This window comes from Mesorhizobium sp. M1423 (assembly GCF_040317575.1).
Lineage (GTDB): Bacteria > Pseudomonadota > Alphaproteobacteria > Rhizobiales > Rhizobiaceae > Mesorhizobium.
Window position 1 is genome coordinate 1 of the sequence record NZ_JAMYKU010000045.1, and the last position, 22,324, is coordinate 22,324.

General features: G+C 60.5%; 24 protein-coding genes and 2 pseudogenes. 24 read left to right on the plus strand and 2 right to left on the minus strand.

The features are described from left to right. From NKG95_RS32235 to NKG95_RS32335, 20 genes are all read left to right on the plus strand, one after another. Positions 1-440: NAD(P)/FAD-dependent oxidoreductase (locus NKG95_RS32235; RefSeq protein ID WP_353043599.1), on the plus strand; the 440-nt coding region annotated here is incomplete at its 5' end. A gap of 509 nt (positions 441-949) precedes the next feature. After that, positions 950-1,054 (plus strand): hypothetical protein, encoded by a 105-nt coding sequence (locus NKG95_RS32245; protein ID WP_502914009.1) that lies wholly within the window; start codon positions 950-952, stop codon positions 1,052-1,054. A 270-nt stretch (positions 1,055-1,324) separates the two neighbouring features. Next, complete coding sequence (locus NKG95_RS32250) at positions 1,325-1,651, plus strand: helix-turn-helix domain-containing protein (RefSeq protein WP_352825324.1); 327 nt, start codon at positions 1,325-1,327, stop codon at positions 1,649-1,651. Beyond that, on the plus strand, positions 1,626-2,882 hold the full coding sequence (locus tag NKG95_RS32255) for a type II toxin-antitoxin system HipA family toxin (protein WP_353043601.1): 1,257 nt from the start codon (positions 1,626-1,628) through the stop codon (positions 2,880-2,882). Before NKG95_RS32250 ends, NKG95_RS32255 begins: the two co-directional genes overlap by 26 nt. A 487-nt stretch (positions 2,883-3,369) precedes the next feature. Further along, on the plus strand, positions 3,370-4,263 hold the full coding sequence (gene nifH / locus NKG95_RS32260) for a nitrogenase iron protein (RefSeq protein WP_352456984.1): 894 nt from the start codon (positions 3,370-3,372) through the stop codon (positions 4,261-4,263). 98 nt (positions 4,264-4,361) lie between these two features. Then, positions 4,362-5,864, plus strand: coding sequence for a nitrogenase molybdenum-iron protein alpha chain (gene nifD / locus NKG95_RS32265; protein WP_353043603.1), 1,503 nt, complete (start codon positions 4,362-4,364; stop codon positions 5,862-5,864). 128 nt (positions 5,865-5,992) lie between these two features. Continuing rightward, positions 5,993-7,534 carry a nitrogenase molybdenum-iron protein subunit beta gene (gene nifK, locus NKG95_RS32270; RefSeq protein WP_353043605.1) on the plus strand — a complete coding sequence of 514 codons (1,542 nt, stop codon included), beginning with the start codon at positions 5,993-5,995 and terminating at the stop codon, positions 7,532-7,534. Positions 7,535-7,597: 63 nt separating this feature from the next. Continuing rightward, entirely contained in the window at positions 7,598-9,088 is a 1,491-nt protein-coding gene (gene nifE, locus NKG95_RS32275) for a nitrogenase iron-molybdenum cofactor biosynthesis protein NifE (RefSeq protein ID WP_353043607.1), read from the plus strand. 7 nt (positions 9,089-9,095) lie between these two features. After that, complete coding sequence (gene nifN, locus NKG95_RS32280) at positions 9,096-10,478, plus strand: nitrogenase iron-molybdenum cofactor biosynthesis protein NifN (protein ID WP_353043609.1); 1,383 nt, start codon at positions 9,096-9,098, stop codon at positions 10,476-10,478. Then, entirely contained in the window at positions 10,444-10,941 is a 498-nt protein-coding gene (gene nifX, locus NKG95_RS32285) for a nitrogen fixation protein NifX (protein WP_352786134.1), read from the plus strand. Before nifN ends, nifX begins: the two co-directional genes overlap by 35 nt. Before the next feature lie 18 nt (positions 10,942-10,959). After that, positions 10,960-11,439: a NifX-associated nitrogen fixation protein gene (locus NKG95_RS32290; RefSeq protein WP_353043611.1), complete on the plus strand. Its 480-nt coding sequence runs from the start codon at positions 10,960-10,962 to the stop codon at positions 11,437-11,439. A gap of 66 nt (positions 11,440-11,505) precedes the next feature. Next, the gene (locus tag NKG95_RS32295) at positions 11,506-12,252 is read left to right on the plus strand and encodes a response regulator transcription factor (protein ID WP_502914010.1); all 747 of its coding nucleotides are present in this window, start codon (positions 11,506-11,508) and stop codon (positions 12,250-12,252) included. Between the two features lie 584 nt (positions 12,253-12,836). Continuing rightward, positions 12,837-13,205 carry a hypothetical protein gene (locus NKG95_RS32300; protein ID WP_353043614.1) on the plus strand — a complete coding sequence of 123 codons (369 nt, stop codon included), beginning with the start codon at positions 12,837-12,839 and terminating at the stop codon, positions 13,203-13,205. A gap of 1,374 nt (positions 13,206-14,579) precedes the next feature. Beyond that, a complete protein-coding gene (locus NKG95_RS32305) occupies positions 14,580-15,344 on the plus strand; it encodes a TlpA disulfide reductase family protein (RefSeq protein WP_353043616.1) in 765 nt (254 codons plus the stop codon). After that, complete coding sequence (locus NKG95_RS32310) at positions 15,335-15,736, plus strand: hypothetical protein (protein WP_353043618.1); 402 nt, start codon at positions 15,335-15,337, stop codon at positions 15,734-15,736. Before NKG95_RS32305 ends, NKG95_RS32310 begins: the two co-directional genes overlap by 10 nt. 334 nt (positions 15,737-16,070) lie before the next feature. Then, entirely contained in the window at positions 16,071-16,538 is a 468-nt protein-coding gene (locus NKG95_RS32315) for a DUF269 domain-containing protein (RefSeq protein WP_353043620.1), read from the plus strand. 25 nt (positions 16,539-16,563) lie between these two features. Continuing rightward, positions 16,564-16,767, plus strand: coding sequence for a CCE_0567 family metalloprotein (locus NKG95_RS32320; RefSeq protein WP_353043622.1), 204 nt, complete (start codon positions 16,564-16,566; stop codon positions 16,765-16,767). Beyond that, entirely contained in the window at positions 16,764-17,081 is a 318-nt protein-coding gene (gene fdxB, locus NKG95_RS32325) for a ferredoxin III, nif-specific (protein WP_352785779.1), read from the plus strand. The genes NKG95_RS32320 and fdxB overlap by 4 nt, the downstream gene beginning before the upstream one ends. Before the next feature lie 27 nt (positions 17,082-17,108). Beyond that, positions 17,109-17,429: an exopolysaccharide production repressor protein gene (locus NKG95_RS32330; RefSeq protein ID WP_353043624.1), complete on the plus strand. Its 321-nt coding sequence runs from the start codon at positions 17,109-17,111 to the stop codon at positions 17,427-17,429. Between the two features lie 540 nt (positions 17,430-17,969). Continuing rightward, a complete protein-coding gene (locus NKG95_RS32335) occupies positions 17,970-19,316 on the plus strand; it encodes an IS4 family transposase (RefSeq protein ID WP_353043626.1) in 1,347 nt (448 codons plus the stop codon). A 168-nt stretch (positions 19,317-19,484) separates the two neighbouring features. Here NKG95_RS32335 and NKG95_RS32340 read toward each other — a convergent pair whose 3' ends face one another. Together NKG95_RS32340 and NKG95_RS32345 are read right to left on the minus strand one after the other, a co-directional pair. Beyond that, entirely contained in the window at positions 19,485-19,769 is a 285-nt protein-coding gene (locus NKG95_RS32340; RefSeq protein WP_353043627.1) for a hypothetical protein, read from the minus strand. Beyond that, positions 19,730-19,974 (minus strand): annotated as a pseudogene (locus NKG95_RS32345) (transposase domain-containing protein); the annotation flags it as partial. The pseudogene NKG95_RS32345 and the gene NKG95_RS32340, both read right to left, overlap by 40 nt. Before the next feature lie 64 nt (positions 19,975-20,038). Between NKG95_RS32345 and NKG95_RS32350 the strand changes: the two are divergent. The 4 genes and pseudogenes from NKG95_RS32350 to NKG95_RS32365 all read left to right on the plus strand — a co-directional run bounded on the left by NKG95_RS32350 (position 20,039) and on the right by NKG95_RS32365 (position 22,156). After that, a complete protein-coding gene (locus NKG95_RS32350; protein WP_353043629.1) occupies positions 20,039-20,275 on the plus strand; it encodes an oligopeptide/dipeptide ABC transporter ATP-binding protein in 237 nt (78 codons plus the stop codon). After that, the gene (locus NKG95_RS32355) at positions 20,272-20,568 is read left to right on the plus strand and encodes an ATP-binding cassette domain-containing protein (RefSeq protein ID WP_353043631.1); all 297 of its coding nucleotides are present in this window, start codon (positions 20,272-20,274) and stop codon (positions 20,566-20,568) included. The genes NKG95_RS32350 and NKG95_RS32355 overlap by 4 nt, the downstream gene beginning before the upstream one ends. Next, the gene (locus tag NKG95_RS32360) at positions 20,520-20,921 is read left to right on the plus strand and encodes an oligopeptide/dipeptide ABC transporter ATP-binding protein (RefSeq protein ID WP_353043633.1); all 402 of its coding nucleotides are present in this window, start codon (positions 20,520-20,522) and stop codon (positions 20,919-20,921) included. The genes NKG95_RS32355 and NKG95_RS32360 overlap by 49 nt, the downstream gene beginning before the upstream one ends. A 345-nt stretch (positions 20,922-21,266) precedes the next feature. Continuing rightward, positions 21,267-22,156 (plus strand): annotated as a pseudogene (locus NKG95_RS32365) (amidase family protein). The last annotated feature ends 168 nt before the right edge of the window (positions 22,157-22,324 follow it).

Consider the following 22,324-nt stretch of genomic DNA (forward strand, 5'->3'; position numbering starts at 1 on the left):
TGCTGGTCGACCCGAGCGGCATCTATGTCCGGCCGGAAGGTTCGGTCTACATCACCGGCGGCGCCGAGCCGGAAGAGGGCGAAGGACCAGCCGATCCCGCCGACTTCGACCCCGACTGGCCGCTGTTCGAAGAGGTGATCTGGCCGGTGCTGGCGACCCGCATTCCAGCCTTCGAGGCGATCAAGCCGACGCGCGCCTGGGTCGGCCATTACGACTACAACACGCTCGACCAGAATGCGGTGATCGGCCCGCATCCCGAGGTCGGTAATTTCCTCTTCGCCAACGGGTTTTCCGGTCACGGCCTGCAGCAGGCTCCAGCGGTCGGCAAGGCGCTGGCCGAACTGATCGTGCATGGCGGCTATCGCACGGTGGATTGCTCGGCGTTCGGGTACAGCCGGATCGCCGACGGGCGGGCGTTCAGGGAGTTGAATGTGATCTGAGCAGGAAGGGCGGGTGCGCCGCGACGGTCCTTTTGATGCTGGAGGGACAGAGGGGGGCGAAGGAACGCAACAGGCGGTCGATGGCCCAAAGCTGGCGAAAACAGCGGCCTTTTATTGGCCTGCAGCTTTGTTAGACCGGGCGCCAACACATCCCGCAGCGAACGGGCCTCCAATAGCCTACGCGCTTACCGCCTATCTCAGCCGCGCTGTCGATTATGTCCGCGGCCAGGGCATCGATTCCCGCCGAGTTGCTCTCCCAGGTCGCACCGCTTCCTTGGGCTCATATCGCACCCACCGGAGACTATCTCTGGAACGAAGTTGACCGACCCCTCGAACGCTTCAGGCCGATCCCCGCTAACCGCTTCAATCCAAACAATTTCGAATTCCCTTAGCGGGTATTATTTTAGAAATGCCCCCGGAGCCCCGGTTACAGGCAGCCCGCCAACGCGGGCGAAAGGGGTGGACGCCGTCCGAAACTAAGGCCCGATCAGCGCTCCGAAAGCATCGACATGTTAAATGAAGGCCGTCCGGCAGCTAAAATCGCTCGTCTCTTTCGCGTTCATAGGGCCACCGTCGGGCGCATCGGGGCCGAGGTCAAAATAGCCGTTCGCTGAATGTTATTTCAGTTGGCCGTTTTCGCAGCGACGTACGCACCGGGCCCATTGGTAGAAACGCCGGTGGGCGGTGGCCATAGCAGCTGTTCTCGGAGGAACGCCGTTTGCTGTGCGGCGCTAAAGCCTGAGACCCTCGAAGAAGGATTGATCTCTTTGCATATCATTACCTTCATATATGATACGCGAACAGATCATGAAAGTTTGACTTGCTCGCTGGATGAGATACCTTTGCGTATCATCGCGCATTGGAATAGTCGCATACGTATCATGATGGACTCTGAATCGGAAATTCTGCGCGAAATCGGTGGGCTTTTCAGGCAGGCGAGGCTGGCCGCTGCCATGACGCAGGAGCAGGTCGCTGACTTGGCGGGTATATCCCGTCCCCGCTATCGCGACATCGAAAAGGGAGCCGCAGCGGCGCGTGCGACGACGCTCATGAATATCGCTCGCGCGCTCGGTCTGGAAATGATGCTGGTTCCGCAAGTCATGGTGCCGGCTGTCCAGGCTCTATTGCGTCCGCATGATGACGACGATCGACCCGCCTTTGTTTCTCAACCTGACGATGACGATCATGGCTCCAGTCTTTCGCGCACCTAAGACGATCCCGTCGCTGGACGTGCTCTTGAACGCACTGAAGATCGGCACAATCGTTAGGACGCCGGGCGATTTCAATGCATTCAACTTCGATGAGGCCTACCGCGCGACGGGCGGCTTTCCGGTTTTCAGCCTATCGTTCCGGGCAGCGACGGGAGGATTGCGGAAAGATCCGAAGCCTCTTGCGGACGCCTTGCCCGCTTTCTTCGCGAACCTCCTGCCGGAGGAGAAATTGCGCGAGGCGATGGAAAAGCACCACGAAGGCAATGTGCGGCCAGGCAATGATTTCGATCTTTTAGCGGCGCTGGGCGCCGATCTGCCGGGAGCCGTGCGGGCGTTGCCCAGTGACGGCGCGATAGCAGTTTCGCAGGATGCTTCAAAGCATAACCCCAAGGCACGGTTCTCACTTGCCGGCGTGCAGATGAAGCTGTCGGTCATGAGGAACACTGGAAAAGGCGGCGGCCTTACCTTGCCGATGGACGACGAGCAGGGCCGGTACATCGCCAAGTTCCCTTCGACCGCGTTTCGGGGAGTTTCCGAGAACGAATTCGCCAACCTGGCGCTGGCAGCAGCAATCGGCATGGAGGTTCCTGAACGCGAACTTGTCGAGAAGTCCGATTTCGAGGATATTCCCGAAGAATTCAACACGCTGTCAGAGGGCAAGGTCCTTCTCGTCAAACGCTTCGATCGCGGCGCTGAGGGCGAGAGGATTCACATCGAGGATTTCGCTCAGGTCTTCGGCGTCTATCCCTCGCGCAAATATGAGGGCGCCGCTTATCACGACATAGCCTTGGCCCTTGGCGTGGCCGTCTCGCCTACGGCGGCTCTCGAATTCGTCCGCCGCCTGGCGCTGACGGTCATCACTGGCAATGGCGACATGCACCTGAAGAACTGGTCTTTGATTTATCCCGGTAACGGCGACAAGCCGGTGCTTGCACCAATCTACGACGTTCTGTCGACCGTGCCATATATTCCCGCCGACGCCATGGCGCTTTCGCTTGGAGGGGAGCGCTCGTTCAAGGCGCTAGCAGCACCGCGATGGAAAGCATTTGCGAACCGTGCAAGGCTTCCGGAGCCGGCAGTCCTGAAGGCAGTGGTCGAGACCGTCGAACTCGTCAACGAGCACTGGTGGCATCTGCCTGAGCGCGACGTTGTCGCAGCGAAAGTGCTCGAGCGGATCGACGAACATGTGAAGGCGATGACGCCGATACTGAACTCCTGCGCCGATAAGTGAGCCGAGTCCCCTTGGGTTGGTGATATGGCGGAATTATCCGCCCGTGGCCCCGGATGGATGGCCGTGGATCGATGGTATGCCAGCGTGGCGCGCAAGATTCTGCGCAGTGTCGATGAGGACACGCGAGAACCAAGCACGTCAGCTCGCCGGAACAGAAGAGTTCGCAGCATCCCGCAATTAACGCTAGAGGGTCGAGATGCTGTTCGCCCACCTCAACACAACGAGGCGGTTCGAACGAATGCGGTGACTGAGGATCGCGATCCGACGCTTTGTGTCGCCATTGTCGGGTCCGCTACACGGCTTGTTCCGACGACCTTTCTTTGGCCTCCAGCTAAATCCCTGAAAAGCAACCATTAAATTATTCTTCGGTTCGACCAGCCAAATTGGCACGAGTCTTGAGATCCTTGGGTGCGAGGCGGCGACAGCTGCCCGACCGGCATTCATGTCGCGGCAGCCGCGATGAATGGAACGAAGGAAGGAAAGCTACATGTCAGGTTTGCGTCAGATCGCCTTTTACGGCAAGGGCGGCATCGGCAAGTCCACCACCTCCCAAAATACGCTCGCCGCCCTTGTCGACCTCGGGCAGAGAATCCTCATCGTCGGCTGCGACCCCAAAGCCGACTCTACCCGCCTGATCCTGAACGCGAAGGCGCAAGATACGGTCCTGCACCTCGCGGCAGAGGAAGGTTCGGTGGAAGACCTGGAACTCGCGGACGTGCTCAAGGTCGGCTACAAAGGCATCAAATGCGTGGAGTCGGGCGGCCCTGAGCCGGGTGTCGGCTGCGCCGGTCGCGGCGTGATCACCTCGATCAACTTCCTCGAGGAGAACGGTGCCTACGACGATGTCGACTATGTCTCCTACGACGTGCTCGGGGATGTGGTGTGCGGCGGTTTCGCGATGCCGATCCGCGAGAACAAGGCCCAGGAAATCTATATCGTCATGTCCGGCGAGATGATGGCGCTCTATGCCGCCAACAACATCGCCAAGGGCATCCTGAAATACGCCCATTCGGGCGGCGTGCGGCTCGGCGGCCTGATCTGCAACGAGCGCCAAACCGATCGCGAGCTCGACCTCGCCGAAGCGCTGGCTTCCAGGCTCAATTCCAAGCTCATCCACTTCGTGCCGCGCGACAACATCGTCCAGCACGCCGAACTCAGGAAGATGTCTGTCATTCAATATGCGCCGGACTCCAAGCAGGCCGGGGAATACCGGGCGCTGGCCGAGAAGATCCATGCCAATTCGGGCCAGGGCACCATCCCCACCCCTATCACCATGGAGGAGCTCGAGGAAATGCTGCTCGACTTCGGCATCATGAAGACTGACGAGCAGATGCTTGCCGAGCTTCAGGTCAAGGAAGCGGCCAAGGCGGCCGCACAGTAACGACCGCTGCCGAACGAGGCGCGGCCTTGACCTGGCGCGCCTTTCAAAGAACGGCGCCTCGTTGGTGAGGCGTCACCCTGAACCTTGAAAGGGGTCCCATGAGCCTGGAATACGAGAATGACGGCGCCCTCCATGCGAAGCTTATCGAGGAGGTGCTGTCGCAATATCCTGACAAGGCGGCGAAGCGCCGCAAAAAGCACCTGAGCGTCGCAAAGAGCGGCGACGAGGCTGGCGAGGAAAGCGAGGTCCTTTCCGAATGCGAGGTCAAATCGAACATCAAGTCCATCCCCGGAGTGATGACGATTCGCGGCTGCGCCTATGCCGGCTCGAAAGGCGTGGTGTGGGGTCCAGTCAAGGATATGGTCCATATCTCGCACGGCCCGGTCGGCTGCGGGCAATATTCCTGGTCGCAACGCCGCAACTACTACGTCGGCACGACCGGCATCGACACGTTCGTGACGATGCAGTTCACCTCCGATTTCCAGGAGAAGGACATTGTTTTCGGCGGCGACAAGAAGCTGGAACGGATCATCGACGAGATCGAGGAACTGTTTCCGCTGAACAAGGGCATGAGCGTGCAATCCGAATGTCCGATCGGCCTGATTGGCGACGACACCGAAGCGGTGTCCCGCAACAAGGCCAAGGAGCACGAAAAGACGATTGTGCCGGTGCGCTGCGAGGGCTTCCGCGGCGTCTCGCAATCCCTCGGCCACCACATCGCCAACGATGCGATCCGCGACTGGGTGTTCGAGAAGAAGGAGGTCGAGTTCGAGGCCGGCCCGTACGATGTCAATGTGATCGGCGACTATAATATCGGCGGCGACGCCTGGGCTTCGCGCATCCTGCTCGAGGAGATGGGCCTGCGCGTGGTCGGCAACTGGTCGGGCGACGCTACGCTGGCCGAAATAGAGCGCGCGCCGAAGGCCAAGCTCAATCTCATCCATTGCTACAGGTCGATGAACTACATCTGCCGGCACATGGAGGAAAAGTATGGCATTGATTGGATGGAGTATAATTTCTTCGGCCCCTCCCAGACCGAAGCCTCTCTGCGCAAGATAGCCAAGCATTTCGGACCGGAAATCGAGGCCAAGGCCGAGGCGGTCATCGCCAAATACCGGCCGCTGGTCGATGCCGTGATCGCCAAATACCGGCCGCGCCTCGAAGGCAGGACGGTGATGCTCTATGTCGGCGGGCTGCGCCCCCGTCACGTCGTCACGGCATATGAGGACCTGGGCATGGTTATCGTCGGCACTGGCTACGAATTTGGCCATAACGACGATTATCAGCGCACCGGCCACTACGTGAAGAAGGGCACGCTGATCTATGACGACGTGACTGGTTACGAGCTGGAGAAGTTCATCGAGGGGATCCGTCCTGATCTCGTTGGCTCCGGCATCAAAGAAAAGTACCCGGTCCAGAAGATGGGCATACCGTTCCGTCAAATGCATTCCTGGGATTATTCCGGCCCGTATCACGGCTACGACGGCTTCGCCATCTTCGCCCGCGACATGGATCTGGCCATCAACAACCCGGTCTGGGGCCTCTACGACGCTCCCTGGAAGAAAAAAGCCGAGCCGTCGGCGGCGATCGCTGCGGAATGAAACCTGGCCTCCCGGAAGCCGGGAAGGCCGATGAACGCCTGCGGCCCTTTATCCGCGGGAGACCTGAAACGTTTCGACGCCCCTGTGCCGCCGTATGGCGCGGCCAGATGGAGAAGAGGTAACCACCCATGCCGCAGTCGGCTGAAAAAGTTCTCGACCACGCGCCCCTGTTCCGCGAGCCGGAATACAGGCAGATGCTCGCCGAGAAGAGGCTGAATTACGAATGTCCTCACCCGGACCAGATCGTTACCGACCAACGCGAATTCACCAAGACGTGGGAATACCGCGAAAAGAACCTCGCTCGCGAAGCGCTTGTCGTGAACCCCGCCAAGGCCTGCCAGCCGCTCGGCGCGGTGTTCGCGGCCGCGGGTTTCGAGCGAACCATGTCCTTCGTCCACGGCAGCCAGGGCTGCGTGGCCTATTACCGCTCGCACCTGTCGCGCCATTTCAAGGAGCCTGCTTCGGCAGTTTCCTCCTCGATGACCGAGGACGCGGCAGTGTTCGGTGGCCTGAAGAACATGGTCGACGGGCTCGCCAACACGTACCAACTCTATGACCCGAAGATGATCGCCGTCTCGACCACTTGTATGGCGGAGGTCATTGGCGACGACCTGCACAGCTTCATCGAGAACGCCAAGGACGAAGGCTCGGTCCCGCGCGACTTCGACGTGCCCTTCGCCCACACGCCGGCCTTCGTCGGCAGCCATGTCGACGGCTATGACGTTACGGTCAAGGGCATTTTGGAGCATTTCTGGAAAGGCGAGGAGCGCACGGAAGCCGAGGGAACCATCAACATCATTCCGGGTTTCGACGGCTTCTGTGTTGGCAACAACCGGGAACTCAAGCGCCTGCTCGATCTGCTGGGCGTGTCCTATACCTTCATCCAAGACGCCTCTGACCAGTTCGACACGCCGTCGGACGGCGAATACCGCATGTACGACGGCGGCACGAAGATCGAAGACGTGAGGAAAGCACTCAACGCCGAGGCGACACTCTCGCTACAGCATTACAACACCCGAAAAACACTGGAGTATTGCGAGGTGGTCGGGCAGGCGACGGCTTCGTTCCATTACCCTCTCGGCGTCCAGGCGACCGACGACTTCCTGATGCAGGTCTCCGCGATTTCCGGCAAGCAAATCCCCGAGGCAATCCGCCTGGAGCGCGGCCGACTTGTTGACGCCATGGCGGACAGCCAATCCTGGCTACATGGTAAGAAATACGCCATCTACGGTGATCCAGACTTTGTCTACGCCATGGCCCGCTTCATCATGGAGACGGGCGGCGAGCCGACCCACTGCCTCGCCACCAACGGCACCTCGGCCTGGGAAGCGGACTTGAAGGAACTGCTTGCATCCTCGCCCTTCGGCAAGGATGCTCAAGTCTGGGCGGGCAAGGACCTCTGGGCGATGCGCTCGCTGCTCTTCACCGAGCCGGTGGACCTGCTGATCGGCAACTCCTATGGCAAGTATCTGGAGCGCGACACGGGCACGCCGCTGATCCGGCTGACATTTCCGATCTTCGACCGCCACCATCACCATCGGTTTGCGCTTATGGGATACCAAGGCGGGTTGCGCGTCCTGACGACGATCCTCGACAAGATCTTCGACAAGCTCGATCGCGAGACAGGCGAGACGGGCGTGACGGACTATTCGTATGACCTCACCCGCTAAGCGTGGCGGCCGGCTCTTCGGTGAGGCCGGTCGTCTTCCCGAGGGACTTTGGAGACCGACGCAATGTCCTCGCTCAGAGCCAAAATCCAGGATGTCTTCAAAGAGCCCGCTTGCGAGCAGAACCGCGGCAAGGATGCCAAGGCGCGCAAGGAGGGCTGTTCGAAGCCACTGACCCCCGGGGCGGCGGCCGGCGGCTGCGCCTTCGACGGCGCCAAGATCGTGCTGCAGCCGATCACCGACGTCGCGCACCTGATCCATGCGCCGCTCGCCTGCGAGGGCAATTCCTGGGACAACCGCGGTGCGGCTTCGTCCGGGCCAACGCTGTGGCGCACGAGCTTCACGACCGATCTCACCGAACTCGACGTTGTGATGGGGCAGGGCGAGCGGAAGCTTTTCAAAGCGATCCGCGAGATCAAGGAAGCGCATAGGCCGCCGGCTATCTTCGTCTATGCGACCTGCGTGACGGCGCTGATCGGCGACGACATCGAGGCCGTCTGCAAGCGCGCGGCGGAAAAGTTCGGCCTGCCTGTGGTGCCGGTCAATGCGCCGGGCTTCGTCGGCTCCAAGAATCTCGGCAACAAGCTTGCCGGCGAGGCGTTGCTCGAGCATGTCATCGGCACGGTGGAGCCCGACGATGCCGGCCCTTACGACATCAACATTCTTGGCGAATTCAACCTCTCCGGCGAATTTTGGCTGGTGAAGCCGCTCCTTGATCGGCTGGGCATCCGGGTGCGCGCCTGCATTCCGGGCGACGCGCGCTACCTCAACATTGCCTGCGCGCACCGCGCCCGGGCGGCTATGATGGTGTGCTCGACCGCGCTCATCAATCTCGCCCGCAAGATGGAGCAGCGCTGGGAGATCCCATTCTTCGAGGGCTCGTTCTACGGCATCACCGACACCTCGGAAGCGCTCCGGCAGATCTCTCAGCTGCTCGTGAAGAAGGGTGCCGATCCGGAGATCCTCGGCCGCACCGAGGCATTGATTGAAGACGAGGAGGCGATTGCGTGGAAGAAGCTCGCGGCCTACCGGCCGAGGCTCGAAGGCAAGCGCGTCCTGCTCAACACCGGCGGTGTGAAGTCCTGGTCGGTCGTCCATGCGCTGATGGAGATCGGCATTGAGATCGTCGGCACCTCTGTCAAGAAGTCGACCGTCGAAGACAAGGAGCGCATCAAGCAGATCCTCAAGGACGACAACCACATGTTCGAGCAGATGGCGCCGCGCGAGCTTTACGCCATGCTCTCAGAACACAAGGCCGATATCATGCTGTCGGGCGGGCGCACGCAGTTCATCGCGCTGAAGGCCAAGACACCCTGGCTCGATATCAACCAGGAGCGCCAACATCCTTACGCCGGCTATGACGGCATGGTGGAACTCATACGCCAAATCGACCTCGCCATTCATAACCCGATCTGGCGCCAGGTGCGGGAGCCGGCACCATGGGATTGCCAGCCTGCGGTGAGGGAGGAACTGCCGAGCACGAAAAGCGAGACCGCGACCTTGCATGTTGTCCAGGAATTCGCCGGCACGACGGCCGACGATTTCGGCGAGTATTGAGGAAGCGATGGTCCGCATCCTTCCCCAGACCAAAGCGGCGGCGATCAATCCGCTGAAGTCGTCGCAGCCGCTGGGTGCCGCCTTGGCCTTTCTTGGCGTCGACGGCGCGATGCCGTTGTTCCACGGCAGCCAAGGCTGCACCAGCTTCGCCCTCGTGCTCTTCGTGCGGCATTTCAAGGAAGCCATCCCCCTGCAGACAACGGCGATGGACGAGGTGGCGACGATCCTCGGCGGGGCAGACCATCTGGAAGAGGCGATCCTCAACCTCAAGGCCCGCACAAAGCCAACGCTGATCGGGGTCTGCACGACGGCGCTGGTGGAAACCCGGGGCGAAGACTGCGCAGGAGATATCGCCGATATCAGGCTGAAGCGCACGGAAGAACTCGCGGGTACGGAGGTGGTGCTAGCCAACACACCGGATTTCGACGGCGCGATCGAAGAGGGCTGGGCCAAGGCTGTCACCGCGATGATCGAAAGGATTACGCGGCCCGGCGAGCAGGCGCGGCACTCGAAGAAGATCGTGATCCTGCCTGGCTGGAACCTCACTGTGGCTGATATCGAGCATTTGCGTGAGATGGTTGAAAGCTTTGGACTCAAGCCGGTGATTCTGCCGGACGTCTCCGGCTCGCTCGACGGGACAGTGCCCGACCGCTGGGTCACGACCACCTATGGCGGCACCAGCGTCGAGGATATCCGCGAGCTTGGCACGGCCGAGCAATGTATCGTCATCGGTGAGCATATGCGCCGCCCGGCCGAGCTGCTGCAGAGGTTGACCAGCGTGCCTTACGTGCTGTTCCGGTCGCTGACTGGATTGAAGGACGTCGACCGGTTCGTCTCGCTGCTGTCCGCGGTTTCGGGCGCGGCGGCGCCGGCTCGGGTGCGCCGTCGCCGGGCGCAGTTGCAGGACGCGTTGCTCGACGGACATTTCCACTTTGGAGGCAAGAAAATTGCGATCGCTGCTGAACCAGACCAACTCTACCAACTCGCGAGCTTCTTCATCGGAATGGGCTCCGAAATCGCGGCGGCGGTCACCACGACCGATATGTCGAAAATTTTGGAGGAAGTACCGGCGCAGTCGGTTCAAATCGGCGATCTTGGCGATTTGGAAGCTCTTGGCGCCGGCGCTGATCTTCTCGTCACCCATTCCCACGGCCGCCAGGCGGCGCAGCGCCTCGGCATTCCGCTCATGCGGGTCGGCTTCCCGATCTTCGACCGGCTCGGCAGTCAGCACAAGCTCACAATCCTCTACCAGGGGACCCGCGACCTGATCTTCGAGGTCGCCAACATTTTTGAAGCCAACCGGCACGCGCCGACGCCCGAGGCGCTTGATCCACTCCGTAAACGAGAAATGCCAGATGAGCTCCGTTCGTCGCCTCTCGCTCGTCACTGACGAGGTTCACGCACCGACGCCGGAACGCCAAGCCGGCGCATTGCGCGTGGCGATCGCCACGCAGGACATGAAGAACCTCAACGCCCATTTCGGGTCGGCCAGGCGCTTTGCTGTCTACGACGTGATGCGCGAGGAGTGGAATCTCGTGGAAGCCGTGGCCTTCGATGACGTTTCCGACGAGAGCGGGAAGCATCGGACTGAGGGCGACGACCGCATCACCCCGAAGGTGGAGGCGCTGAAGGGCTGTCATCTCCTGTTTTGTCTGGCTATCGGGGGGCCTTCGGCAGCCAAGGTTGTTTCGGCAAAAATTCATCCGATCAAAGTGCCGCACCCCCAAACCATCCAAGAGGTGCTGTTGCGCACGCAGATGATGCTCAGGACGTGTCCTCCCCCTTGGCTGCGCAAGGTGCTGGCGCAGGCAGGTGTCGCCGAACAGAAACCCTCCTTCGAGGACGAGGACTGAAAATGAGGAGTGGGCGAAATGTCTGACGCCGTGGTTAGCCCTGCTATCGCCGAACACGAGGCGGCCCTTGCCACCCCGTTCGTCAAATGCCTCGTGCGGCTGGTCCGGGCTCATGATTCCCACGGGTCTTGGGAAGGCAAATCGGACGCCGAGCTGCTGGGCGACTTCATCGTCACCAGGGAACAGCGCCGTGCGATCCCGATCATCGGCGATCCCGATCCGGACGTGCTGTGGAGGCTTGAGATATTTTACACCGCCGTCGGGCTTGCGATCGAGGAGCGCTCCGGCCTGATGGCATCGCCGATGATGGAGATGAGCCATGAGGGCTTCGGGCGCGTGCTTCTCACGGCCGGGCGGTTGGTCGTTCTGTCGAAGACCCTGCGCGACGTCCACCGGTTCGGCTTCGAGACGTTCTGGAAACTCGCCGCGGCCGGTACCAAACTGGCCGGCGATGCGGCCGCAGCCATTGAGGCTCATCCCGAGGTGGCGCGGGCGTGATGGAACCGATTTTCGATCAAGGGGATCATGTCAGGCCTTGAGGACATGCGATGGCCAGCCCTCTCAATGGAGGCGGTCGAGGCCGATGTGGTTCTTGGGGTAGCGCTGATGAAGCCACTGGTCCTGATCTGTTCGCAGGATCCGGAGTTCTATCTGGTCCACAGCCACATTCTGGAGGTGGATGGCTTCACGATTCAACTGGCCGGCGGCGTGGAGGAGGCGCTTGCATTGGCCAGTGAACGGGAGCCGAAGGCCGTGGTGCTGGACTGCCAGCCAACAAGCGCGACAGGCTCCACAATCTGCGCCCGGCTCAAGGGGGAGCCCCGGACCGGCGGCCTGCCCGTTATTGCCCTGATCGCGCCCGGCGCCGAGAACCAGCACCTCGATCTCTGGAAGGCAGGCATTGACGAGAGCTTTGTGCGGCCCTTCGCGCCGGCCAAGCTGCTTGACTGTCTACGGATGAAGCTGGCGCTGCCAAAGCCGGGTTCGAACGGGATCGAAAACGGCGGCTGGATCTCCTGTGGCGACCTCGAGATAAGGCTCGATGCCCACCGGGTTCGGGGTAATGGCCACGAAGTCCACCTTGGGCCGATCGAGTTCAACCTGCTGCGGCTTTTGCTTGAGACTCCCGGCAAGGTCTTCACCAGAGACGAGCTGATCAGCGCGGCCTGGCCGACCAATATCCATGTCGGTGTACGCACCGTGGATGTCCATATCAGCCGGCTCAGAAAGGCGCTGAAGGCGGCCTCCCCCTCCAGCGTCATTCGTACCGTCAGGTCGGCCGGCTACTCGCTCGAGTGGCCGGACGGCTGAATAGATAACCGATGTGGTGCCACTCCGCATTTCCGCCGTGCTGAGAGCAAGTCTTGCGGCTTCGAAACGCGCCTACAGCTAAAACATACTCTAAAGAGAAGGAGTCAGATGGCCTTCAAGAAAATACTCATTGTGACGGGAGCTGACCACTCCGATCAGGACATCACAATAGCTGCTCGCTTGTGTGCCGAGGTCGCCGCGCATCTTTCCGTATTGATTATGTCGCCTCCGCTGCTCCTTATGTCGCCTCCGCTTCTTACGCCGCTGTGCGCTGGCATCCCCGAGTGGTCTAGACATCGCGCACACGACATTGCCGCAATGGAACAACGGTCTAAGCAAATCGAGAGATTTTCACAGGACATGGCCAGACTGGAAACAACATCCAGGGAAATTCAGAAACAGCTGAGAGCCACGCGGCTTTGCTATGACGTCGATACCCACTACTGCGATCAGGCCAGCGTCGGTGACTCGGTGCGACAGCGGGCGCTCTGCAACGACCTGACAATCGTCGGCCCCGCACTTCTTAACGACATTAATCTCGGACCTCTTGTTATCGACGGCAGCCTGTTCGATACCGGAAGCCGGTGCTTGTCGTGCCGGAGGGCGCTGAGGCGACTCTGTCGCCACGGCGCGTGCTGGTCGGCTGGGATTCGCGAGTCGAGGCGTCCCGTTCAGTTCGGGAAGCGCTGGATCTGCTAGCCGATGCTGAGGAAGTTCGTGTCGCATTAGTCGATCCGGAGGCGACCTGCACCGGAAAGGATACCGAGCCGGGAGCCGACATCGCTGCCTATGTCACTCGGCACGGTGCTCGGGGCTCGGTTGACCTGCTGGCGAGCGCCGGAAAATGGGCAGCCACGGTGCTCGCGCAGCACGCAATCGACACGTCTGCCGACATGAGAGCATGGGCGCTTATGGCAACCGCAGGCTACGTGAGCGACTCTTCGGCGGCGTGACGAGATGGATAGTTGGGAAGCCGTCATTGCCGTTGTTTTTGGCTCGCTGACGGGTTCCAAGCAAGCACCGACGCTGTTCGAAGCTCTACCCCCCCTTGGGTCACCTATCCTGATGCCAAGTCGGAGGAAGATCGCGCAAAGCGCAACTTTCGCGAAGCTCGAATCTGCAAGCGCCGTCGCCGAGACATCCCGGACGTCTCTAACGCGCGCTCGGGGGTTCTCCTCGCCCGAGATGATCCGTAACGCGGAGCCCAAAGGCCCCGCAGAGGTACAGGCGCTCCTCAATGCACTCAAAACCACCGCTTCAGGTCGGCGTCAGGTCGAGAAAGAGAGTCGCTTCAGCGCGGCAGGCCGCGTTCGGACCGTAGCCGCAACGTATTGGCGTTATCACGATCTCCCTCACACTGGCCGGGAGCTGACCACCGCAACGAGTGGCCAAGGCACCGACCTTCGAGTCGGGACGGCCGGGCTCTTACCGGCGTCGGCGCGAACGATGGCATCAATCGCCTTGTCATCTCTGGGATGGTAGCCCGGGTTAGTGGCGGACAGCCGCATCTCGAGCGTTCCCGTTGGTCCGGCCCAACCTGCGTGGCGACCGAGCGGTCTTTGAGTTTGCAATTCCGCCAACGCTCACGTCGCGCCGCGAGGTACCGTTTCACCGGGAACACAGAAGATAAACACAAAGCAGGAATCCGCAGAGTTCACCGCCGGCACAGGCCGGCACTCATCCTGGCCTTTTCCGCCATGATCATCATCGTCGTTCTGAGGAGCGGTATTGGCGAGCTACAGCTGGACCGGCTTCGGTCGTGAAGAACTCCCATGACGCCAGCCCAGGAATTCAATCGCAAGGCGGGCGAGGGGGCACAGGCTGCGCTCGGATGGAGCGGCCCCTTGCAATCGCAAATCGCGAGATCGCTACCGCCTCCGGACCGGAACGGCAAGACGCTCAAGCCGGTGGCGTGAAGCGGACGATGATGACGAGCCTGACGATAGCCAACGCAGTCATGATGGCCATCGGCCTCGTCCCTCGGCCCGAATGCATGAGTCGTCCGGGCCCCGCGTTTCTGCCGACGTGAAGCGCGTGATGTTTGTTCAAAACCTGACAGGGCAGAAAACATGTCGGCTTCAATACAACCGGCCATCTTGGCATTTGAAGGTTTTTCTAGCGATTCATGCGCTTACTGCCCGCTGAGCGCGCTGGCACGGCCTTTGCGGATTGTGATGCGGCAACACTTAAGTGAAGGCTGACTGCATGCAGATGCGCGAGACGAGAGCCGCTCTCCTTTCCTTGAAACCCTCGTGCCCCTCTCTAAGCGGGAAACAAGCTCGCGCGTAAAGTCGCGCAAACCTGTGGCAACAGCTTTGGAGAGCAGCATGGTATTGCAGATGAAGTCACCGGCTCCTTCGATCAAAGTGGACACCTGGCTGCGTGGCGAGCCCCTGGCGAACTTCCAACCCGGCAAAGTGTATATCGTCGAATTTTGGGCAACTTGGTGCGAACTATGTGTGGCGGAGATGCTCCAGCTGATGCGGCTCCGGGAAAAATACAAGGGCGGCGGCCTTGAGGTCGTCGGCGTCGCGGCTGATGAAGACGCTCCAACGGCCATTGAGGCTCGAACCAAGTTGGACGCGCGGTTGACCAAAAAGTGCTCGCATTTGAACTATCGGATCGCGTTCGACTACACAGGTGCAATGAAAAAGCTTTGGATGGAACCCAGCTTTTCCAACGGGATTCCAACTTCGTTCGTGGTCGACCGAGACGGCCACATCGCCTTTATTGGTCATCCGGGGCAACTCGATGAGATTTTGCCGAAAGTGCTCAGCGGCAGCTGGCGCACCAGCGATAAAGCGAAAGCCGCCGATACGGAGCGGATCGCCAGAAGCGGATCCATGGCGCGCGAACACGCGTTGAAGAAGCCGATCTATCACAGATTTCGGGCAGCGGTAAGACAGAGGATTGGAAGAGGCGCTCTCGGCGATCGAAGAGGGCATCGCCTTGATGCTGGACGACATCAATTTCCGCCGGGCGCATGCGCATCTGGTGCTTCACAAAATGCACGACATGTGGACCCCGTCATGCACCAACTGGTTCGCGACCCGATCGACAGAAACTCCGAGGATTGGAGATCATGGCGCTAGACCAACTCTTCCATCCGACTAATGACCATTCGCGCTTTCCGTCTGCTGAGCGCTTCGCGATGGGCAAAGAGCTGTCCGAACAAATCCTGGCACTGAACCCCCCGCAAGGCGACGACCCTAAGTTCTGGTCTTATCCGGCGATCGCTCGGTACCATGAGAACGGCAACGAAGTTCGCGCGATCGAGTTGGTCGAGCTGGCAATGACGTCGCTGGACGGTCCGGAGCCTGTGCCGGACGAACTGGAAACAGCACCTTCTACCGGATTTGCTGCAGGCCTTGGCCAACTACAAGCTGAGAACGTTTGTTACGGCGCGCTCTGTTTGGTTCCGCAAAAACAATTTCCTGAAGGTACCAAAGCGCGGTCGACCGAGGAGAAAGACAAAAAAGGGTAATTGGTCGAAATGGCTTACTGGCCAACTCGTCCATTTTCCTGGCGTGGCCGCAGCAAGGAGGGTCCATGCAGCACTTGGTCGATCGTTTGCAGCAGGATCGAGGCTCGAATCTTCATGACCTCCGACCGCATCACGGCGGAAGTGATGTTCGACGCGAATTCGCGTGGAGGACTTCGCAGTCGAGGAGGTGTTCAAGGTCGGCCACGGGGACATCAATTGCGTGAAATCGGCCGCCCTGAGCCGGGCGTCGGGTGCGCAAGTGTGCCCGAAGTAGGCGTCCCAGAAAACAGACATCGTGCTTCGAGGAAGAGGACTGAAATGAGGAAAAGGCGAAATGTCTGATGCCGCGGTCAGCCCGGCTGTCAACGAGGACGAGGCGGCCCTTGCCATGCCTTTTGTCAGATGCCTCGTGCGGCTGATCCGTGCCCAGGAGTCCTACTGTCTATGGGAAGGCAAATCGGACGCCACGCTGCTGGCCGACTTCATCGTCACCAGGAAAAAGCGCCGTGCGATCCCTGGGATGGGCTATCCCGATCCGGACGTATTGTGGAGGCTCGACATGTTCTACACCGCGGTCGGGCTTGCGATTGCGGAGCGTTTCCGCCCGGTGACATCGCCAATCGTGGAGATGAAAACCTTAAGGCCTTCGGGCCCGTGCTTTTCACGGTCGGGCAGCTCGTCGTTCTGTCTAGACGTCCATCGGTTCGGCTTCGAGACGTTCCGGCAACTCGCGGAGGCCGGTACGAAACTAGTCGACGATGCGACCTCAGCCACCGAAGCCTATCGCAACCTGACGGCGTGATGAAACCGATTTCGAGGAAGGATTTATGTCAAAGCTAGATGAGATGGGGAAGAAAGTCCGAAAGCTTCAGCTGCGCGCGGCAGTTGCCAAGATGAAATTGCGCGAACTTGCAGAGGATCTCCCGGGAAAATGGACGGAGATAGACGAAGTTGCCGAGGAAACGTCCGCCGTTTTTGCCGAGTTGGATGGTGCCAAGAGAGAGCTCGCTGCAATGAAGAAGTTACGATGAGGAGCACATTCACCACCCGCGACGGCTCCGGATGGATGCCGGAATATCTCACCGCTATAGACGGCACGACCTGCATCGGCTGCGGCCGCTGTTTCAAAGTCTGCTCGCGCGAGGTCATGCATCTTTACGGCGTCGATGACGCGGGTGAAATCCTCGGCGCCTGCGACGGCGAAGACGACGATTTCGACGGCGAGCTCAATCGCATGATCATGGTCGTCGATCATGCCGGCCGCTGCATTGGCTGCGGGGCCTGCGCCCGCGTCTGCCCGAAGAACTGCCAGACCCATGTTGCGGCCGACCAGGTCGCAGCATGATCTAGGGGACAAACCAGGAGAACGGCGTTGCCATTTAGTATCTTTTGTCGCGTCCTGTGGCTGGTCCTGTGCAGCAACGCTCTGACTATCTACTTCGCATCTCATTCCATCCGCACAGTAGTCGTTACAACGCTGGCTTGTTCGCTGCTCCTCCAGGTAACCTATTTCGCAAGCGTGCTCTTTCTGATCTGGCGGTCTGGCTGCGCTAGCGGAGCTGGCCAAATGACTGAGCATTTCGGCAGTTGCAAGGACGTTGGATACCAGCCGCCAGACGATGGTGAGGTGAGGAATGAATCTTCAGATGTGCCACAGCTCGTTCCGATGAATGGCGTATCGCTGCTCCGTTAAGGCGCGGGGACAAGATCAGAGCTCAGCTTCGCGCCACTTTGGACCAACCATGGGAGCGTATCGGTCAAGGAATACTATGCTTGATATGGTCGCAAGCGACCGCATTCCGGTTGTTCTAATCCCGGGAGATGCGGTTTTCGTTTGATAGGCATTGGTAGCCTACCTAGCACGCCGGCATGCATTGCTTGGTCTGGGTGACGAGCGAGGCGCTGGAAGTAATGATGGGGCTTTCTGGAACGTCCGGGACGCAGCTGGTTTCAAATCAAACAAGCCCTTGGAATGACTGGTGCGTGGGTGGTTCAGCTCGAGCACGTGTCGCTGGAGAAAACATGCTGGAAAGTTCGAACGCTATCCGCTCACCTTTGGACCAACGCCCATCGAGAAGCTCGACCGCCTCGGCAAGCATCTAGGGGGAAAGGGTGGAAAATCTACGTACCCATCCGGTGAAGCTTTCGATTACCCACATCGTCGGCGGGCCTATTGCTGCGTATGAATCTGCTGTGATTCTGTCCGTGACGCCGAATCACGGAGGCGTCACGGATGCGAGACAAGACCAGCAGCAGCGAAGCCGCTTGGCAGGAAGAGCTTTGCGCGGCGGCCCTTCCCGACAAGCGCCTGGTCCGCCGCCTGCAGCGGTTGCTGGATCAGCTGTCAGCAGCGCCGGGCAAGCCGATCCCGGCGGCCTGTGGCGACTGGGCAGCGGCGAAGGCGGCCTACCGCTTCTTTGACAACCCGCGTGTGACCGAACACAGCGTTCTCGCCGGCCATTTCGCCGCGACTGCGGCCCGCGTTGCGGCGAACGAAGGTCCGATCCTTATCCTGCAGGACACGACCGAATTTATCTACAGCCGCGCGCAGCCGGGCAAAATCGGCTTCACCAGGACCATCAACGCCGGGCGCTACAAGGCTGGGCAGCCCAACGTGCTGACCTTGTGCGGGGTGCTGATGCATTCGAGCTTGGCCGTCACCCTCACCGGCACGCCCCTCGGTCTGACGGCAGTGAAGTTCTGGACCCGAACGAAATTCAAGGGAACGCTCGCGCTCAAGCGGCACATCAATCCCACGCGCGTGCCGATCGAGACGAAGGAGAGCTACCGCTGGCTGGAGAACTTGCGTCAGTCCATCGCGCTCGTGGGCGCGCCCGAGCGCTGTGTGCATGTGGGTGACCGGGAGAGCGACATCTACGAGCTCTATTGCACCGCGCAGGACCTTGGTACCAGCTTCCTCGTGCGGGTGCAGACGAACAGGCTCGCCGAGCGGCCTGCCGATGCTGGCCCACACGATCCTGCGAATCGCGTCTTTACCCAACTTGCGGCGGCGCCCTGGGCGGGACGTCATCGCATTACGATCGATCAGGACGAGACGACCTGGCTGCGGGTGAAGTTCGCCGCCATCAACACATTGCCGCCCGTGGGCAAACAGAAGCGCTACAGTCCGCAGGTTCTGACATACATCCATGCCCTCGAAGAGGATCCGCCGGCCGGTCGCGAGCCGATCGACTGGAAGCTGGTAACCAACCTGCCGGTCGAAGATCTCTCCGTGGCGGTCGAGAAGCTCGGCTGGTACGCTCTGCGCTGGAAGGCGGAGGTGTTCCACAAGGTCATGAAGTCCGGCTGCCGCGCCGAGGAGGCGAGGCTCGAGACCGCAGAGAGGCTGGCGAAGTTCCTCGCTCTCATCGCAGTGGTCAGCTGGCGAATATTCTTCGTCACTATGTCGGCGCGCGCCAAGCCAGACGCCGCGCCCGACAGCGTTCTCACCTTCGCCGAGATCACTGCGCTCGACCAGATCGACGCCGCCCGAACACGCACCGCGTCTCCAACGGCCCACGCTCGCCGCCTACCTGCTGCAAATCGCCATGCTTGGCGGCTATCTCGCCCGCAAACATGATCCGCCTCCCGGCAACATGGTCGTCTGGCGCGGCATGACCCGCTTGCACGACATCGCCTTCGGCATCTCTATTGGATCAAGCCGACGATGTGGGTAATCGAAAGCCGGTGAAGACCGCAGACGTGCGTATCCGGCGGCCCTGAGCACCTGAGCACCGCGGTACTGGGTTCAAGCTTTCGATGGGGAGACGCGATGATATTCTTCGAGGAGGAGTTTGACCTCCTCGATGCCTTCATCGGTGAAGGCCAAGATTCCGTCGTCATCGTTAGCGCCGTACACCCAGATGACGCCGTCCTCGGGCTCGAGACCGAGGGTCAGGTCCTGGATGAGCGCTTCGCTGGCGCCGAGGTCCCTGGCGACACGTTCGACGGTGTAGACGTGATGCACCTTATTGCACTGCATGACCAGGCCGCCGCTGGTTGGGTCCGCAGTTTTGCGGATCTCCAATTCCAAGGCAGCAAATCATCGATCCGATGGGCCGGATAGGCGGGCAGTTGGGCGAGGACGTGGGCGAGCCAGGCCTGAGTGTCGACGTCATTCAACTTGGCGCTGACGATCAGGCTGTAGAGAACGGCAGCGCGCTGTCTGCCGCGATCGGAACCGCAGAACAGCCAGGACTTCTTCCGAGAGCGATGCCGCGCAGGGTTCGCTCGGCTGATTCTGTTCGTCTCCCGCCACCTCGGAGCGGTGACTGAGTGGTGTGACAAGGGTCGCAGTAATGTATGCAGGCGCTGCTTGACTGCGATCCCGGGCGGATCAAGAAAAGCACGCGCACTTTGCCGACCATTCCGGGCGAGGTGCCGAGTCTCCTCGGCAGCCAGATAGGATGCAACTTTCGTACACGCTGCCGACAGGCATTCAATCGCTGTGTGCAAGAGAACCCGGTCGAGTACCGCACCGGCATGGACCAAGTCGCCCGATGCCACCTCCTCGGTGGCAAGCGGCTGGTGTCGGCATGACTGCGCTGCTTCGCGTCCAGGACCTCTGCGTCCGCTTCCGCACCATGGGTCCGCTGAAGGCGCTCGCGACGGGGACGACGGCGCCTTTCATCGATGCAGTATACGGTGTCTCCTTTGAAATCCACAAGGGCGAGACACTGGCCCTCGTCGGCGACAGCGGCTCAGGCAAATCCACCATCGCGCGCACAGGTCTCGACGTCTCAGTCCAGGGCGAGGTGCTCAATCTTCTCGCGCGGCTCAGGATATGGCGATCCGGATTATCACGCACAATCTCAACGTCGTGCGCCACATGACCGATCGCATGGCGATCATGTATCTCGGCCGCTCTATTGAGGTCGGCTCGACCGAGCGTATTTTCGATCAACCGCGGCACCCCTACACGGATGCGCTGCTTGCGGCCAATCCCGAGCCTCACCCGGATGCGGTGCTCAATAGGATCGAGCACAAGGGTGAGTTGCCGAGCCTGATGAGGCGGCCATCCGGCTACGAGTTCAACACCCGTCGTCGTTACGCCCAGGATATCTGCAGCCACGTCTTCCCCGAACCCTCAACAAACCCGGACGACACGGAGCACAGCTTCAGATGCCATTTCCCGCTGGAGAGTGAAATCGCCCCTGTTTGGGGGGTGACAGCCGTCTCCAGTTGAAACCCGACGCTGGGGACGAGTCGCAATCGCGCTTGCGCGTCTAACTTAACTAGCTGTCGCCGACGTCAGAGGATCGCTTCAATGAAGCTACGCGAGTACGTAGAATATGGCCTCTCTCGTGAATGCTGGCGAAGTGACGCCTGTGCAACTGGCGCGCTTGGCCCGCGAGGCACACGAGGAGGTCAATCCTCGCATCAACGCAGTCATCGAGTTCTACGAAGATGCTGAGGCAGTTGCCGGCGCAGACGGGGGGACTCTTTCACGGCGTGCCATTCCTTCGCAAGGATACTGGACCCACCAAAGCTGGCCGGCTCCTGGAAAAGGGGAGCCGTCTGTTCAAAGGCTATCGCCCCGACACCGACAGCTTTTTTTCGGCGCGCCCGCGACGCCGGGCTCCGCACTCTCGGAAGAACAACAAGGCCGGAGCTCGGGTCAACCATAATGACCGAGTCCATTCTCAACGGAATTACTGGGAATCCATGGGATTTAGAGCGGTCCGCGGGTGGGTCGTCTGGGGGATCTACGGCGGCGGTCGCCGCAGGCATTACTCCATTGCATCCCGTAGCGACGGCGGCGGGTCAATTCGCTTCCCGGCGTCCTGGTGCGGTCTCGTCGGGCTGAACCCGTCGCGTGGACGCATTTCAGGTGGCCGACAGCCAGACCCATCGTTTGGCCTTTCTCGACAGTTTGTTCTTTGCCGACGGTACGTGATATGGCCGCTGCGCTGGACATATTTTCCGGTCCTCATCCCGGTGATCCATTCATTATCGTCCAGCCGAACCGTTCTTATGTTGAGGAACTTTCACAACCCACCGGGATTCTGCGGGTCGGCTCGCGAGGACCAAATGCGCGCGGTCGATGTCGACCCGGAAGTGCTTGTGGCAGTCGAGTCGACGGCCACGCTTCTTGAGGAAATGGGCTATATTGTCACGGACATCGAGCCGCCCTATGGGTCCATCGAATACATTAGAATACGGCTCGGCTTGTCAAGCTATAGCGCAAGTTCACTTGCACACGGGGCGCGGGCCATGGGTCGCACAATCAATGCGGACACTTTGGAGCCCGCCAATCTCAAGGTTTATGAATACGGTCGGAATTCACAAAGCAGAGCGGCGGACCTACATGAGACATTGCGAAGAAAATGCGGTTCAGCGTGGGCAGGCGATCGAAGCCTTCGACGTTTGCTGACGCCCACGATGCCGCGTGAGACTATACCGCCACGGCGGCATCTGTAGTGCGACCAACCCGACTGTGTCTGCAGAGGAATTCACAGAAGCGGATGCCGCCCTTTGTCGGTGCACTGGAGTGTTCAATGTCACAGGACAACCATCGGTGTCCTTACCTTTTGGGGCACACAGTACCGGTGGCCTACCCATTGGGCTTCAAATCGTGGGCCGCTTTGG

Coding starts and splice junctions, on each gene's coding strand:
- NKG95_RS32305 (WP_353043616.1), top strand. CDS start 14,580: ATGGTATTGCAGATGAAGTCACCGGCTCCTTCGATCAAAGTGGACACC.
- NKG95_RS32310 (WP_353043618.1), top strand. CDS start 15,335: ATGGCGCTAGACCAACTCTTCCATCCGACTAATGACCATTCGCGCTTT.
- nifK (WP_353043605.1), top strand. CDS start 5,993: ATGCCGCAGTCGGCTGAAAAAGTTCTCGACCACGCGCCCCTGTTCCGC.
- NKG95_RS32315 (WP_353043620.1), top strand. CDS start 16,071: ATGTCTGATGCCGCGGTCAGCCCGGCTGTCAACGAGGACGAGGCGGCC.
- NKG95_RS32360 (WP_353043633.1), top strand. CDS start 20,520: ATGGCGATCCGGATTATCACGCACAATCTCAACGTCGTGCGCCACATG.
- nifD (WP_353043603.1), top strand. CDS start 4,362: ATGAGCCTGGAATACGAGAATGACGGCGCCCTCCATGCGAAGCTTATC.
- NKG95_RS32355 (WP_353043631.1), top strand. CDS start 20,272: ATGACTGCGCTGCTTCGCGTCCAGGACCTCTGCGTCCGCTTCCGCACC.
- nifX (WP_352786134.1), top strand. CDS start 10,444: ATGAGCTCCGTTCGTCGCCTCTCGCTCGTCACTGACGAGGTTCACGCA.
- NKG95_RS32250 (WP_352825324.1), top strand. CDS start 1,325: ATGGACTCTGAATCGGAAATTCTGCGCGAAATCGGTGGGCTTTTCAGG.
- nifE (WP_353043607.1), top strand. CDS start 7,598: ATGTCCTCGCTCAGAGCCAAAATCCAGGATGTCTTCAAAGAGCCCGCT.
- NKG95_RS32255 (WP_353043601.1), top strand. CDS start 1,626: ATGGCTCCAGTCTTTCGCGCACCTAAGACGATCCCGTCGCTGGACGTG.
- NKG95_RS32245 (WP_502914009.1), top strand. CDS start 950: ATGTTAAATGAAGGCCGTCCGGCAGCTAAAATCGCTCGTCTCTTTCGC.
- nifN (WP_353043609.1), top strand. CDS start 9,096: ATGGTCCGCATCCTTCCCCAGACCAAAGCGGCGGCGATCAATCCGCTG.
- NKG95_RS32295 (WP_502914010.1), top strand. CDS start 11,506: ATGGAGGCGGTCGAGGCCGATGTGGTTCTTGGGGTAGCGCTGATGAAG.
- NKG95_RS32335 (WP_353043626.1), top strand. CDS start 17,970: ATGCGAGACAAGACCAGCAGCAGCGAAGCCGCTTGGCAGGAAGAGCTT.
- nifH (WP_352456984.1), top strand. CDS start 3,370: ATGTCAGGTTTGCGTCAGATCGCCTTTTACGGCAAGGGCGGCATCGGC.
- NKG95_RS32350 (WP_353043629.1), top strand. CDS start 20,039: ATGCAGGCGCTGCTTGACTGCGATCCCGGGCGGATCAAGAAAAGCACG.
- NKG95_RS32290 (WP_353043611.1), top strand. CDS start 10,960: ATGTCTGACGCCGTGGTTAGCCCTGCTATCGCCGAACACGAGGCGGCC.
- NKG95_RS32320 (WP_353043622.1), top strand. CDS start 16,564: ATGTCAAAGCTAGATGAGATGGGGAAGAAAGTCCGAAAGCTTCAGCTG.
- fdxB (WP_352785779.1), top strand. CDS start 16,764: ATGAGGAGCACATTCACCACCCGCGACGGCTCCGGATGGATGCCGGAA.